The organism is Bradyrhizobium cedriense, from assembly GCF_054602315.1.
This window is the reverse complement of the sequence record NZ_JBTSWB010000008.1, coordinates 445,516-459,413: the sequence shown is the minus strand read 5'-3', so window position 1 is coordinate 459,413 and position 13,898 is coordinate 445,516. Positions and strand designations below refer to the sequence as shown.

12 protein-coding genes and 1 tRNA gene are annotated in these 13,898 nt (G+C 63.9%); 9 read left to right on the top strand and 4 right to left on the bottom strand.

Translation table 11 applies throughout. The annotated features are described in order from the left end of the window. The first annotated feature begins 457 nt into the window (after positions 1–457). Positions 458–724, top strand: a complete 267-nt coding sequence (locus tag ACYCVF_RS30025) for a hypothetical protein (protein ID WP_459606453.1) — start codon at positions 458–460, stop codon at positions 722–724. Positions 725–814: 90 nt separating this feature from the next. Then, positions 815–1,024 (top strand): hypothetical protein, encoded by a 210-nt coding sequence (locus ACYCVF_RS30020; protein ID WP_459595265.1) that lies wholly within the window; start codon positions 815–817, stop codon positions 1,022–1,024. A 134-nt stretch (positions 1,025–1,158) separates the two neighbouring features. Here the strand turns inward: ACYCVF_RS30020 and ACYCVF_RS30015 are convergent. Further along, positions 1,159–1,251, bottom strand: a tRNA-Ser gene (locus ACYCVF_RS30015). 836 nt (positions 1,252–2,087) lie between these two features. Between ACYCVF_RS30015 and ACYCVF_RS30010 the strand changes: the two genes are divergently transcribed. After that, entirely contained in the window at positions 2,088–3,605 is a 1,518-nt protein-coding gene (locus ACYCVF_RS30010) for a porin (RefSeq protein ID WP_459595266.1), read from the top strand. 562 nt (positions 3,606–4,167) lie between these two features. Here ACYCVF_RS30010 and ACYCVF_RS30005 read toward each other — a convergent pair. Beyond that, entirely contained in the window at positions 4,168–6,558 is a 2,391-nt protein-coding gene (locus ACYCVF_RS30005) for a lytic transglycosylase domain-containing protein (RefSeq protein WP_459595267.1), read from the bottom strand. Positions 6,559–6,838: 280 nt separating this feature from the next. Between ACYCVF_RS30005 and dapA the strand changes: the two genes are divergently transcribed. From dapA to ACYCVF_RS29985, 4 genes are read left to right on the top strand one after another with little or no spacing between them, the layout of a single operon-like run. Next, positions 6,839–7,729, top strand: coding sequence for a 4-hydroxy-tetrahydrodipicolinate synthase (gene dapA, locus ACYCVF_RS30000; RefSeq protein ID WP_459595268.1), 891 nt, complete (start codon positions 6,839–6,841; stop codon positions 7,727–7,729). A gap of 55 nt (positions 7,730–7,784) precedes the next feature. Continuing rightward, complete coding sequence (mscL, locus tag ACYCVF_RS29995; RefSeq protein WP_459596431.1) at positions 7,785–8,198, top strand: large conductance mechanosensitive channel protein MscL; 414 nt, start codon at positions 7,785–7,787, stop codon at positions 8,196–8,198. 59 nt (positions 8,199–8,257) lie between these two features. Next, on the top strand, positions 8,258–8,731 hold the full coding sequence (gene smpB, locus ACYCVF_RS29990; protein ID WP_024341117.1) for an SsrA-binding protein SmpB: 474 nt from the start codon (positions 8,258–8,260) through the stop codon (positions 8,729–8,731). 4 nt (positions 8,732–8,735) lie between these two features. Beyond that, on the top strand, positions 8,736–9,317 hold the full coding sequence (locus ACYCVF_RS29985) for a peroxiredoxin (RefSeq protein WP_459595269.1): 582 nt from the start codon (positions 8,736–8,738) through the stop codon (positions 9,315–9,317). A gap of 21 nt (positions 9,318–9,338) precedes the next feature. Here ACYCVF_RS29985 and ACYCVF_RS29980 read toward each other — a convergent pair whose 3' ends face one another. Together ACYCVF_RS29980 and ACYCVF_RS29975 are read right to left on the bottom strand one after the other, a co-directional pair. After that, a complete protein-coding gene (locus tag ACYCVF_RS29980) occupies positions 9,339–10,013 on the bottom strand; it encodes a uracil-DNA glycosylase (protein ID WP_459595270.1) in 675 nt (224 codons plus the stop codon). Next, positions 9,994–10,638 (bottom strand): LabA-like NYN domain-containing protein, encoded by a 645-nt coding sequence (locus ACYCVF_RS29975; RefSeq protein ID WP_027573659.1) that lies wholly within the window; start codon positions 10,636–10,638, stop codon positions 9,994–9,996. Before ACYCVF_RS29975 ends, ACYCVF_RS29980 begins: the two co-directional genes overlap by 20 nt. Positions 10,639–10,966: 328 nt before the next feature. Here ACYCVF_RS29975 and rpoZ point away from each other — a divergent pair, with 328 nt between their 5' ends. Both rpoZ and ACYCVF_RS29965 read left to right on the top strand, forming a co-directional pair. Then, entirely contained in the window at positions 10,967–11,359 is a 393-nt protein-coding gene (rpoZ, locus tag ACYCVF_RS29970; protein ID WP_007603391.1) for a DNA-directed RNA polymerase subunit omega, read from the top strand. Between the two features lie 209 nt (positions 11,360–11,568). After that, positions 11,569–13,854, top strand: a complete 2,286-nt coding sequence (locus tag ACYCVF_RS29965; RefSeq protein ID WP_459595271.1) for a RelA/SpoT family protein — start codon at positions 11,569–11,571, stop codon at positions 13,852–13,854. Positions 13,855–13,898 lie beyond the last annotated feature (44 nt).

The following is a 13,898-nucleotide window of genomic DNA, read 5'->3' as shown; positions in this document are numbered from 1 at the left end:
GCGGCGTACTGGCTTTCCCGCCTGAGCCTGTCATCGGGCTCGCCGGAGGCGAGACCCCGGTGGCGCGGAATGACGGCCCGGTGCGGCCCCGACGGAATCCGCCCACCACACGACATGCCTCACCGCGCGCAATGGTTATCGATGTCCCAAAATCCCAAGGTAAACCGAATCTGAGGAATTGCAGAAGTGCCTGTAAACCGGGGATTTCTGGATTCCGTGCGTCGGCGTCGCACGCTCGCGTTTACGTCTGCTTCATCGCGATACTTAAACTGCCATTCAAATTTGCCCGCCATCATCGCCTCCAACAAGCCGGCAAACGGCATGGGGATGAGTTGAACGGCGCATGATCCCGGAAAAGTGGTCTTCCGGTTTTCCGGCAAGGGTCGTGCGCAAATCTGAATCGGACGGGAGCCGCGCTCGGGGGAACGAGACGGCATAAGAACAAAGGGGATGCGTGATGTTTCAGGGTACTTTCGATCTGGAGACGGCGACGCCGACCGACGCGAGCGCGCTGTCGGACGTGCTGTTCGAGCGCGGGATTTATTGGGCGAGCGGCCGCTCCGGGATCGTCGATCTCGTCGCCGCGCACAAATGGTTCAACCTCGCCGCGTTGAAGGGCCGCAAGGAGGCCGTGGTCCTGCGCCAGGAAGTCGCCGGGCAGATGTCGGACGCCGAGATTTCGGTCGCGCAGCGCGAGGCGAGGGCGTGGGTTTCCGCCCACTGAGATGAGCGAGTGGCTGACCCGGGTTCGCACGGGCAGGCCCAGTTGCGCTGAATCAAGCTTCCCCGTCGTGCCGCCGCATAAGACGACGGCATGGGCGACCTGGACACGAATGGACGATGGCTGCCGATTCAGATCGCCCCCGATGAGTGCGACCTGGAACTCGGACGTCTGCACAAGACGGGTGTCGTGCCCTGGTCCTTTCCGTGTCGGCGCAAGGGCGGCGTCTGGTTCAATGTTTGGGCCGACGAGGCCGTGCTGATATCGCCCTCGTATTGGCGGATATGGCGATCCGGCATCTAGGTGCGCAATATAGAAGGACCGCGCGAATCGAGCTGAGCTCGCGGTGGGGCACCCTGATGCCAGGCTTACAGGCCGGCGTTACGATCGCTCTCGGGCGAAAGAACCCACAGAACTCGATTGATTCTGGTGCCGGTTGGCGGAGAGGGAGGGATTCGAACCCTCGATACAGCTTGAGACCGTATGACGCTTTAGCAAAGCGTTGCCTTCAGCCACTCGGCCACCTCTCCGGTGCGAGCCTTATGCCCCTAATCGCTTGGGCCGGTCAATTTGGAAGCGTGTGTTTTCGTTCGAATATTCCCACCGATCTTTCAAAACAAGCGGGCTTGCCCTCGGGCGAGAGTGGAGCGCTGCGAAAACGGGCCCAAAGCTGGAGCATCCGGCGCATGGCGCAAGGGTGTTCCGTCTCAAGAAGCCTCTTTGCTCGTGTCAGAAGCTGAATTTGCGGGGGAATTCAACCTTGCGCGCGGAGTCCATGGACGATTGGCGTCTCCTGCCTGGCCGCCAGCCACCCGATTCGAATCCTTGCATTCATATAGAGGGTGTTTGCGGCGCGCCTCAGCCGTCGCAGTGACCGGGCTTGCCTCGGACCGCTGGAGGCGGGGCGATACTGCCCGCTGAGTCTCCTTTCCTGATTCCACGATTCGAGCGCGTCAAAGCCGCTCCAGGCGGAGCTCTCGCCGAGGGCGCCTCATGTGGGGAACTTTGATGGCAAATGGAACCGATCGAAAAACAATAGTTAAAACAATATGTTACAAGGGCGATCTGATCACATCTGCGTGTTATTTGTGCAACACCCGTTGGAAAACACTCTTCATCGGCCCGTTTCAGAGCGTTCTGTTGTTGTGTGTGCAAGGGCGTTCGGTAATTGTGACTGAGCGACGGAGGGGGGCATCCCGAGGTCGTCCCGGTTTAGGTGGTTCGCTTAAGTCCCTCGCGTTAGCGGGTGTGTCCGAAAGCGCGAAGCGGCTAAGCGGTGAAGTTAAGGGACAAGGGAACCAACCTTAGGGTGTCGTCACCCAGCGGATCCGGAACCTTCCCTATAGAGCAAACTTGGAGGTTTAACATGAAGTTGGTTAAGAGCCTTTTGCTCGGTTCAGCGGCGGGTCTGATCGCCGTTGGCGGAGCGCAGGCAGCCGATCTCCCCGTGAAGGCCAAAGCGGTCGAATACGTGAAGATCTGCTCCCTGTACGGAGCCGGATTCTACTACATCCCGGGCACCGACACTTGCATCAAGCTGGGTGGTTACTTGCGCGCTGAAGTCGCGCTGGGCACCAACAGCGTTTACAACGGCGCGTTCAGCGGCGCCGCTGGCGCGCACAATCGCCTCAGCAACTACTACACCATGCGGTCTCGTCAGGACCTCAACATCGACACGCGCACCGCGACCGAATACGGCGTGGTCCGCACGTTCTTCGATGCGACCTTCTCGTGGACGACCGGTGGCTACACCGGCGGTGGTACCACGGCCTATGACTCGGCTCCCGCCGGAACGAACGGTAACGGCTCGGTTGCCGGTGGTTCGCTCGGTGTGTACTACGCCTTCATCCAGTTCGCTGGCTTCACGATGGGTAAGGCGGTCTCCCAGTTCTCCGCTCCCTGGACCAACTATCCCGGCAACAACTTCGACGGTCTCGTCGGTGGTGGTGGCACGGTCACCGGTGTGAACCAGTTCACCTACACCGCTGACTTCGGTCAGGGCATCACGGCAGCCTTCTCGGCGCAGGATCAGGTCCAGTACTATCAGGCTGGTATCAACAACCTCTCCCTGCCGGGTACCTTCGGCTACGGCAGCAACAACACGGCCGGCTCGCGTTCGCCCGACCTCGTTGCCATGGTCCGCGTCGACCAGGCTTGGGGTCTGTTCCAGGCGTCGGTTGCGGCTCATGAGAACCATGCGGGCTACTACGGCGCCACGGAAGTCACCGGTCATCCCGGCGACAAGTGGGGTTGGGCGGCTCAGCTGGCTCTGTCGATCAAGAACATCCCGACTGGTGCGGGTGACACGATCAACATCCAGGGCGTCTACACGGACGGTGCGACCCGTTACAACATCCAGGATCTCGCCGGTGGCGCTGGTGCTTGGACGAGCTACGGCAGCACGGGCCTCGGTGGTGCGTATCAGAGCCTCGGCATTGCCTTCGCGCCTGACGCGGTCTTCGTAGCCGGCGGCGGCCTGGAGCTGGTCCAGACCTGGGGTATGCGCGGTGCGTTCACCCACAACTGGGATCCGTACTGGAACACGGCGCTCTACGGTGCTTACGCTGGGGTCCGCTACAGCGGCGCAGCCAAGACCGCGATGTGCGGCGTGGGCGGCACTGTGTCGGTTGCCCTCGGCATTGCCTCGGCTTCCTGCAACCCGGACTACAACATCGCTCAGTTGGGTCTCATCACCCGCTGGACCCCCGTCAAGAACCTGACCTTCTCGGCTGACTTCAACTGGACCCATCTGGACCAGAAGTACGCTGCAGGGACGGTCACCGCTGCTGGCGCCAGCGCTGCGCTGGCCAAGCCGGTCGCTGCGTACGAGCTCAAGGATCAGGACAGCTTCACGCTGCTCCTCCGCGCTCAGCGCAACTGGTAAGTTCGGTCTAACGACCTGACAGAGAGCCCCGGCGGGAAACCGCCGGGGCTTTTCTTTTCCCAGCCATTCGATCTCCCTCCGCGCAATGGGCCAGAGCCTTTCCCGTTCCGATGGAATCGGAGCGCGGCTCCAGATTCTCGTTTTGACGCGTTTTCTTGACGCGAACCGGCGTCCACTTCGCTCGAAAACGCTCTGACCTGGCGCGCAGCTCATCGTCGCTGGTGTTCTTCGTTGCAACCCGATCGAAGTGGATGCGGAAGAGGGGACGGCTGCGAGCCGTCAGCGACCTGGGTGCGCAGAGAGGGTTGCCGTTGGCGGCTCGGCCGTCGCGGACGCCGTGACGTTCTTTCCCGACAGCAGGGTGGGGCGGCGCCTCCATCTCCGAGCGCGCCGAGCCCGAATCTACCGGTCGGATCACCGCCGCAGCAGCGCTCGAGCTGCGTGTCGAGAAGGCGCGCCCGAGGATAGTCGTCGATCGGCAGGGATGCTTCGCCTGGTCGGTTGCCGATCAGGATGGTGCTCGCCATCCATGCTCGAAGAGCTGCGAGGTGAGAGGAGACCGCTATTCCACGCTTACGGCGCCGCGACGCAGATCGGCTTCGATCTGCAAGCGCGTGCCGCCGCCGAAGCGGGCGCGGTAGACCTGAAGGTTCTCCATGATCCGCTGCACGTAATTGCGCGTCTCGGAGAACGGGATCAGCTCGACCCAATCGACCGCGTCGACCTTTGGGTTGCGCGGATCGCCGTAACGTTCGACCCACTTCTTCACGCTGCCGCGGCCGGCATTGTAGGCGGCAAAGGTCATGATGTAGGAGCCGCGGTAGTCCTCGAGCAATCCGCCGAGCTCGGCCGAGCCGAGCGTGGCGTTGTAGACCGAATCGTTCTTCAGCCTTGCGAGGTCGTAGGTCGCGCCGTGCCGCTTGCAGACATAGCGCGCGGCATCCGGCGTCACCTGCATCAGCCCATAGGCCTGCGCCGGCGAGACCACTGACGGATTGAACGCGCTCTCCTGGCGGGCGATCGCATAGACGATGCTGCGCTCGACCTCCGGACCGATCGGTGTGAACTGCGGAATGCCGTTGACCGGATAGGCGTAGAAATCGAACGGCAGGCCGCGATTGAGCGCGGCCTTGCCGACCAGCAGCATGCCGCGCGCGTCGCCGTAGCGCTGGGTGAGCTCGCCAAGGCCGGCAAGCGCCTCGGGATCGCCGTTCTCGCCCATGTCGGCGAGCAGGGGCACCGCGAGCTCGCGCGCGTCGAGCTCGTAGAGCAGATGCGCCGCGCGCACGATCTCCAGCCGCTCGGCGCCGCGCCCGCGCGGCTGGCTGTTGAGCTCGATTTGCGGCAGGCCGAGCTTTGCGCGCGCGAGCTGACCGTAATAGCTGGTCGACTGTTCGGCGGCGCGGGCATAGGCGTTGCGGGCCTCCTGCTGACGACCCATCGCTTCGGCTGCGCGGCCCTGCCAATAGCCGGCCCGCGCCAGCGCCGTCGGATTGACGCTGCCGACGCCGATGCGGGCAAAATGCTGGGCGGCGGTTGCGGGGTCGTTGAGGAAGCGCAGCGCGATCCACCCGGCAGTGAACTCCTGCTCGGTCTTGTAGATGTCGCGCGAAGGCAGCGCGGCGTCGCGCGCGATCAGATAGGCGCTGCGGAATTCCTCGGTGTCGATCATCTTGCGCGCCAGAAGGCGCCGCTCGATCCACCATTCGTCGAGATTGTGCAGGCGGCCCGGGTCCTTCGGCGCGGACAGCATCAACTGGGCGGCCTCGGCGAACTTTTCCTCGCGGCGCAGCAGCTGGATCTTGCTGAAGATGTAGCCGGGATCGCCGTGCAGCTCGCGCGGCACCGCATCGAGCAGCGCGCGTGCGTTCGGCGCCTTCTTGACGGCGGCGATGCGGGCCTTGGCGAGGGCGACATAGCCGGCGCCGAGGCGCTTTGCCGCGCGCAGCGCCGCCTCGGTCTCGCTGCCGTAGAGCAGGGTGTCCATCCGCGCCTTCTGATCGCCCGGCGTCAGCAGGGCGCCGAACTGGTCGAGCGCATTGTTCTCGGTGTCCTCCGACATCGGATCGCTGCGCCAGGCGTCGCGCACCAGCCGTTCGGCATTGGCGCGGTCGCCTCGCGCCAGCATCGCCTTGGCGAGCGTGAAGCGGCCCTTGGCGGAGATCGGGGACTCGTTCTCGAACCACGACCACGCGACCGAATCGTCGCGCCTGTCGTCCCACATCGCGGCCTCCAGGCGCCGGCGCAGGAAGGTCTGCGACGGCCAGCTCGGATTGGCGGCGAGGAAGGCGCGATAACGCTCTACGCTTGCGCCATTGTCCTCGCTGCGCAGGATGATCCATTCGGCGAGCTTTCGCGCGACGGGATCCGAGATGCCGGCTGCGGCATTGGCGGCCTCGCCGGCCTTGCGCTTGCGCACGAGCTCGATGACGGTCTCCAGCGTGTCCTTGTCGGCTTGCGGCGTCGACGACGTCGCAGCGACCGCGGCCGGGATGACCGGCTTGCGCGGCGCCGCATGCTGGCGGGTCGCAGGGGCGAGCACAGGAGCCGCAACCGGTCTGGCAGCGACCGGGGCGGTCGGCTTGACGGTGGCCGTCACGGCCGGTGCGGGAAATGGTTTGTGGGGAGACCCGCCGGCCGTTGGTTGCGATTTGGGCGCAGGGGCCGTTGCCGCAGGCTTCGGCTTGTCCTTCGCGGGTTCCTTGCCGGCAGAATCCTTGGCAGGCTTCTTCGCGGCATCCTTGGCAGGCGCGCTCGCCGGACCCTTGGCCGCGCCTTTTGCGGCGTCCTTCGCTGCGTCTTTGCCGGTTCCCTTGGTTGTTTCCTTCGCCGTGTCCTTCGCTGTGTCCTTGGCCGATCCCTTGGTAGCTGGCTTCGCGGGGCCCTTGGCAGCTTCCGCGGCCGTCTCATTCGACTTGGCGAGCGCAGCGCAGCCCATGGACAGCCCAGCCATCAGGCACACGGCCAGACCGGTGGATCGCCATGCGGCACGAGCAAAGGAGGTCACGGCGTTTCGTCGCCCCGAATCAGTGGAATGGCTCAAGATCTAGCTGAATCTGATTGAATATGCGGACAAATTACCAACAGCCGCTTACCTCGGGCCAATTTGCAACGCCACCGCGGCAAAATCGCGACCTAAACCCTGCGTCACACAGAAGCGGGCCTTTTACCGGCGGGATAGACCCGATATGAATGGGGCTTGCTCAAGAGATCGCCGCGTACGGAGGAAGTCCATGGCAGCCAAGACGAAATTCCGGGGGTCGTTCACCGCCTTGGTCACGCCGTTCAAGAACGGCTCGCTGGACGAGGCGGCGTTCCGCTCCCTCGTCAATTGGCAGATTTCAGAGGGCACCAACGGCCTGGTCCCGGTCGGCACGACCGGCGAGAGTCCGACGCTCAGCCATGACGAGCACAAGAAGGTGGTGGAATGGTGCATCGCTGAAGCCAAGGGCCGCGTGCCCGTCATCGCCGGGGCCGGCTCCAACTCGACCAAGGAGGCGATCGAGCTCGCCCAGCACGCGGAGAAGGCGGGCGCGGATGCCGTGTTGGTCGTGACCCCCTACTACAACAAGCCGACCCAGGAGGGGATGTACCAGCACTTCAAGGCGATCAACGACGCGATCGGCATTCCGATCATCATCTACAACATCCCGCCGCGCTCGGTGATCGACATGTCGGTCGACACCATGAACCGGCTGTGGGAGCTGAAGAACATCGCCGGCGTCAAGGATGCCACGGCCAGCATGGTGCGCGTGTCGCAGCAGCGCGCGGCGATGGGTGAGGATTTCAACCAGCTCTCGGGCGAGGACGCCACCATCATCGGTTACATGGCCCATGGCGGCCATGGCTGCATCTCTGTCACCTCGAACGTAGCGCCGCGCCTGTGCTCGGAGTTCCACGCCGCCTGGCAGAAGGGCGACACCAAGGCGGCGCTCGCGATCCACGACAAGCTGATGCCGCTGCACAACAACCTCTTCATCGAGAGCAATCCGGCGCCGATCAAGTATGCGATGTCGCTGCTCGGCAAGCTGGAGGAGACGCTGCGGCTGCCGATGGTGCCGGTCTCCGAGCCGACGCGCGTTGCGGTGCGCAGCGCCATGGTGCACGCCGGCCTCATCAACTGACGCCTCGGCCTTACTGGGGGAGCCTTTCGTGACCGTCGAGGAAAAGGGCGCGCGCATGCTGAAGGAGTTCCGCGAGTTCGCCATGAAGGGCAACGTCGTCGATCTCGCGGTCGGCGTCATCATCGGCGCGGCGTTCGGCGCCATCGTCAACTCGCTGGTCGGCGACGTCATCATGCCGATCATCGGCGCTGTCACCGGCGGGCTCGACTTCTCGAATTACTTCACCCCCTTGTCGAAGGCGGTCACCGCCACCAACTTAGCCGATGCGAAAAAGCAAGGCGCCGTGCTGGCTTGGGGCAGCTTCCTCACGCTGACGATCAACTTCATGATCGTGGCCTTCGTGCTGTTCCTGGTGATCCGCGCCATGAACACGCTGAAGCGCAAGGAAGAGGCCAAGCCCGCGGAGCCGCAGAAGCCGTCGGCCGAAGTCGAGCTCCTGACCGAGATCCGCGATCTCCTCAAGAAGTGACGCGCGCACTTCATCCGAACTGTTAGAATACGCGCGCATCTCGATCAGGTTTGTCCGTCATGGCCGATAAGAACGAACGTCCGATCAAGGTCATGGCGGAAAATCGCAAGGCCCGCTTCAACTATGCGATCGAAGATACGATCGAGGCGGGGATTGCGCTGACGGGGACCGAGGTCAAGTCGATCCGCAACGGCAAGAGCACGATCGCGGAATCCTATGCCGATTCCAAGAACGGCGAGATCTGGCTGATCAACGCCACCATTCCCGAATATCTCCAGGGCAATCGATTCAATCACGAGCCCAAGCGGCCGCGAAAGCTTCTTCTCCACCGCCGTCAGATCAACAAGCTGATGGGCGCGGTCGACCGCGAGGGCATGACGCTGATCCCGCTCAAGCTCTACTTCAACGAGCGCGGGCGCGCGAAATTGCAGCTCGCAGTTGCAAAAGGCAAGAAGCTGCACGATAAGCGCGAGTCCGAAAAGAAGCGCGACTGGAGCCGGGAGAAGGGCCGGCTGATGCGGGCGAGGGGATGACGCGATGAATCAACGGAGTCTGCTGGAGGTTGATTGGAGTCAGATTCCTGCGCCCTCGGACGACGGCGGCGCCGCGCATCTCGTTGGCATGACGTTGCCGCCGATCGGGCTTCTCGCGACTGACGACACGTCGGTCACCCTGTCGGCGCTGCGCGGCCGCACCGTGGTGTTCGCCTATCCCCGCACCGGCGAGCCCGGCAAGATCGCGCTGGTCGACGATTGGGACATGATCCCGGGAGCGCGCGGCTGCACGCCGCAGACTTGCGCGTTCCGCGATCTGTTCGCCGAGCTGAAAGCCGCCGGCGCCTCGCACGTGTTTGGCCTCTCGACCCAGAGCAACGCGTATCAGACCGAGATGGCCTCGCGCCTCCATTTGCCATTCCCTGTGCTCTCGGACGAGAAGCTGGCGCTCACGCGTGCCCTGAACCTGCCGACCATGGAGGTCGCAGGCCTGACGCTGATCAAGCGCCTGGCGCTGATCATCGACGATGGCAGGATCAGTCATGTGTTCTATCCGGTGTTCCCGCCCGACCGGAACGCCGGCGACGTCCTGGATTGGCTGAAAGCCAACCCCGCCAAGGCCTGATCCAAGGCCTATTCCCGAGGCCTAGTCGAGGTCGGCCTTGATCCTAGCGAACACGGATCGGAACATGTCCGGCGTCAGCACGCCGGTGTTCGTGTTGTAGCGCGAGCAATGATAGCTGTCGTAGAGCTTGAACCGGCCTGCCTGATGCACCGCGCCGTGGCCGAAGGGAGCCTGCGAGCCCTTCAGATTCAGCGGTTTGAGCACGCTGTCGTGCGCAATCCGCCCGAGCGCGACGATCGCGCGCAGGTTCGACATCGCATCGAGATTCGCCGTGAGGAACTGGCGACAGGTGTTGATCTCGACCGGCAGCGGCTTGTTCTGCGGCGGCACGCAATGCACCGCATTGGCGATCCGGCAGTCGACGAGTTTCAGGCCGTCATCGGGGCGCGCCTGATAGGTCCCCTTGGCGAAGCCGTATTCGATCAGCGTGGCGTAGAGCAGGTCGCCGGCATAATCGCCGGTGAACGGCCGTCCCGTGCGGTTGGCGCCCTGCATTCCCGGCGCGAGGCCCACGATCAGGAGGCGCGCCTTGATGTCGCCGAAGGGCGCGACCGGCGCATTGTGCCATGAGGGCTCTCGTGCGCGGTTCGCCTCGCGAAAGGCGACCAGGCGCGGACAGAGCGGGCAGTCGCGGCCGGGAACGACGGTGAGGGGCTGGCGGCTCGTCCGGGCCGCCTCACTCCTCGAAGTCGTCATCGCCCCTCGGCGCCATCGTGGTTGCGCGCTGGAGGAATTGGGGGGCGTGGTGGCGTTCGCCACGCTCGCCGCGGTCACGCGGGGCGGGGCGCTCGGAGGGGTCGCGACCGAGCTTGGATTGCAGCTCGACGAGGTCGGTGAAGACATCGGCCTGACGGCGCAACTCGTCGGCAATCATCGGCGGCTGGCTGGCGATGGTGGAGATCACCGTGACCCGCACGCCGCGGCGCTGCACGGCCTCGACCAGGGAACGGAAGTCGCCGTCACCCGAGAACAGCACCATCTGGTCGATGTGCTCGGCCAGCTCCATGGCGTCCACCGCGAGCTCGATGTCCATGTTGCCCTTGACCTTGCGGCGGCCGGAGGCGTCGATGAATTCCTTGGTCGCCTTGGTGACGACGGTGTAGCCGTTGTAGTCCAGCCAGTCGATCAACGGCCGGATCGAGGAGTATTCCTGATCTTCGATGATGGCGGTGTAATAGAACGCCCGCAACAACGTCCCGCGGCTCTGAAACTCCTTCAGGAGGCGCTTGTAATCGATGTCGAAGCCCAGAGTTTTCGCCGTCGCGTAGAGATTGGCTCCATCGATGAAGAGCGCGATCTTGTTGGTAGGAGAAGGTGACATTCAGTTGCTCGCGTAGTGTTCGTGATTGATCGTTTTTTGTTGGCGCGGCGACAGCAAGCCGCGCAGTTCTAGAGTGCCGCCGCGACCCGTCGAAACCGCAAATCCGGAGAAGTCGGGGCAATCAAGGTATAGTTATGGCGGACTTGCATACACCCGGCGCCGCACATGATGGCAGCCCGGAAAACCACCCGTCTCAGCCCCAATGTGGGGGTAGCAGAGCCGTTTGGCGAGGCCAAATCACAAATTGGCCTTGCGAAACCGTCCCGGTCCCTATAACTAGCCCCAATCATCCACATATTTCGTCCCACCCACAACGGAGCGACAGTCCATGGCTCGCGTCACCGTAGAAGATTGTATCGACAAGGTCGACAACCGGTTTGACTTGGTCCTGCTGGCTGCCCACCGTGCCCGCATGATCTCGTCCGGTTCACAACTAACGGTTGACCGCGATAACGACAAGAACCCTGTTGTGTCTTTGCGCGAAATTGCCGAGACGACGATTTCGCCGGAGGACCTCCGCGAGGAGCTGGTGCATTCCCTCCAGAAGTTCGTCGAGGTCGATGAGCCCGAGCCGGACACGGTGCCGCTGATCGGTTCCGCGGGCGCGAGCGTCGATGCCGACGATACCGAGGTTGCCGTGGAGCGCATGACCGAAGAGGAGCTCCTGAAGGGTCTGGAAGGCCTCGCGCCCCCGGAGGAGCAGCCCGAGGAAGACGAGTAATTCCTCCGTCGCGACCATCGATTTCTTGTGATCTTATCGAAGGCCCGAACCGTTGTTCGGGCCTTTGCTTTTGTTGACCTTTTCGTGGTTACCATGGCGTGGTCGGTTGGCGCTGGGTCCTGTCACTGAATTGATCGGACACGAGCGCGATCGGAGCTAGGATGTATATGCAGCGGGCCGGCTCAGGGTCCGCTTGAAGGCAGGACGGTATGGTATTTCGGCGTCGCAGACCCACGCAGATGCAGGCCGCAACCGAATCGGTTGCCGTGGCCCCGACTGCGCCGGTCGCCCGTCCGGCCAGGCCCCGCGCACGCATGATGCGTCAATATGATCTCGTCGAGCGCGTCAGGTCCTATAATCCCAACACAAACGAAGACCTGCTGAACCGGGCCTATGTCTACGCCATGAAGGCGCATGGTTCGCAGACCCGCGCCTCGGGCGACCCGTATTTCTCGCACCCGCTCGAAGTGGCGGCGATTCTCACCGACCTCAAGCTCGACGACGCTACGATCGTGGCCGCGCTGCTGCATGACACCATCGAGGACACCGAGGCGACGCGGGCCGAGATCGACCAGATCTTCGGACCCGAGATCGGCGCCCTGGTCGAGGGCCTGACCAAGCTGAAGCGGCTCGAGCTGGTGTCGCGGGAAGCTAAACAGGCCGAGAACCTGCGCAAATTGTTGCTGGCCATTGCCGATGATGTCCGTGTGCTTCTGGTCAAGCTCGCCGACCGCCTGCACAACATGCGCACGCTGGATTTCGTGCCGACGGAATCGCGCCGGCGCATCGCCGAGGAGACGCTCGACATCTATGCGCCGCTCGCCGGGCGCATGGGCATGCAGGAAATGCGCGAGGAGCTGGAGGACCTGTCCTTCCGCACCCTCGACCCCGAGGCCTACTCGGTGGTGATGCAGCGGCTCGACGCGCTCGCCGAGCGCAACCGCAACCTGATCGGCGAGATCGAGGACCAGCTCTCCAACAATCTGCGCCACCGGGGGCTGGGCGCGCGCGTCTATGGCCGCCGCAAGAAGCCATTCTCGATCTGGACCAAGATGGAGCGGAAGTCGGTCGGCTTCGAGCAATTGTCCGACATCTTCGGATTCCGCCTCGTCGTCAACGACATCGAAGCCTGCTATCGCGCGCTCGGCATCGTGCACACCACCTGGCCGGTGGTGCCGGGGCGCTTCAAGGACTACATCTCGACGCCGAAGCAGAACGACTACCGCTCGATCCACACCACCGTGATCGGCCCCGGCAACCAGCGCGTCGAGCTCCAGATCCGCACCGAGGCGATGGACCAGATCGCCGAGCGCGGCATCGCCGCGCACGTCTTCTACAAGGAAGGCGTGGGCTCGCCGACCGAATACCTCAAGCGCGAGTCCAACGCGTTCGCCTGGCTGCGCCACACCATCGGCATCCTCTCGGAAAGCGCCAACCCCGAGGAATTCCTGGAGCACACCAAGCTCGAGCTGTTCCACGACCAGGTGTTCTGCTTCACCCCGAAGGGCAAGCTGATCGCGCTGCCGCGCCATGCCAACGTGATCGACTTCGCCTATGCGGTGCACACCGACGTGGGAAACAGCGCGGTCGGCTGCAAGATCAACGGCAAGTTCGCGCCCTTGTCTTCCGAGCTCCAGAACGGCGACGAGGTCGAGGTGCTGACCTCGGAGGCGCAGTCGGCGCCGCCGTCGGCCTGGGAGACGCTCGCTGTCACCGGCAAGGCGCGGGCCGCGATCCGCCGCGCCACGCGCACTGCCGTGCGCGATCAATATGTCGGCCTCGGCCGGCGCATCGTCGAGCGCCTGTTCGAGCGCGCCAAGATCGAATACGCCGACGACAAGCTCAAGGGTGCGCTGCCGCGGCTCGCGCGCACCTCGATCGAGGACGTCATGGCGGCCGTCGGGCGCGGCGAGATCAAGGCCTCCCACGTCGCGCGTGCGATGTACCCCGACTACAAGGAGGAGCGCATCGCGCGCTACGGCGTCAAGAAGGGGCTGGCCGCCAAGCTCAAGGAGAAATCGTCGGAGCCCTCGCGCAGCCCGGTCGCGATCCCGATCCGCGGCATCAATTCCGACCTGCCGGTGAAGTTCGCGCCGAATGGCGGCGCCGTGCCGGGGGATCGCATCGTCGGCATCGTCACGCCGGGCGAGGGCATCACGATCTATCCGATCCAGGCGCCGGCCCTGAAGGATTTCGAGGAGGAGCCGGAGCGCTGGCTCGACGTGCGCTGGGACATCGAGGATTCTCTCCCGCAGCGATTTCCGGCCCGCATCAGGGTCGAGAACGTCAACGAGCCCGGCGCGCTCGCGCAGATCGCGACCGTGATCGCCGAGCACGACGGCAACATCGACAATATCAGCATGCAGCGCCGCTCGCCGGACTTCACCGAGACGACGATCGATCTCGAAGTCTACGATCTGAAGCATCTGAGCGCGATCCTGGCCCAGTTGCGCGCCAAGGCCGTCGTCGCCCGCGTCGAACGTGTTAATGGATAGACGCTTGCATATGCGCCTATCACCTTGATTTCGTGAGTCCTGAA

Coding starts and splice junctions, on each gene's coding strand:
- ACYCVF_RS30025 (WP_459606453.1), top strand. CDS start 458: ATGTTTCAGGGTACTTTCGATCTGGAGACGGCGACGCCGACCGACGCG.
- ACYCVF_RS30020 (WP_459595265.1), top strand. CDS start 815: ATGGGCGACCTGGACACGAATGGACGATGGCTGCCGATTCAGATCGCC.
- ACYCVF_RS30010 (WP_459595266.1), top strand. CDS start 2,088: ATGAAGTTGGTTAAGAGCCTTTTGCTCGGTTCAGCGGCGGGTCTGATC.
- ACYCVF_RS30005 (WP_459595267.1), bottom strand. CDS start 6,558: ATGGCTGGGCTGTCCATGGGCTGCGCTGCGCTCGCCAAGTCGAATGAG.
- dapA (WP_459595268.1), top strand. CDS start 6,839: ATGGCAGCCAAGACGAAATTCCGGGGGTCGTTCACCGCCTTGGTCACG.
- mscL (WP_459596431.1), top strand. CDS start 7,785: ATGCTGAAGGAGTTCCGCGAGTTCGCCATGAAGGGCAACGTCGTCGAT.
- smpB (WP_024341117.1), top strand. CDS start 8,258: ATGGCCGATAAGAACGAACGTCCGATCAAGGTCATGGCGGAAAATCGC.
- ACYCVF_RS29985 (WP_459595269.1), top strand. CDS start 8,736: ATGAATCAACGGAGTCTGCTGGAGGTTGATTGGAGTCAGATTCCTGCG.
- ACYCVF_RS29980 (WP_459595270.1), bottom strand. CDS start 10,013: ATGACGACTTCGAGGAGTGAGGCGGCCCGGACGAGCCGCCAGCCCCTC.
- ACYCVF_RS29975 (WP_027573659.1), bottom strand. CDS start 10,638: ATGTCACCTTCTCCTACCAACAAGATCGCGCTCTTCATCGATGGAGCC.
- rpoZ (WP_007603391.1), top strand. CDS start 10,967: ATGGCTCGCGTCACCGTAGAAGATTGTATCGACAAGGTCGACAACCGG.
- ACYCVF_RS29965 (WP_459595271.1), top strand. CDS start 11,569: ATGGTATTTCGGCGTCGCAGACCCACGCAGATGCAGGCCGCAACCGAA.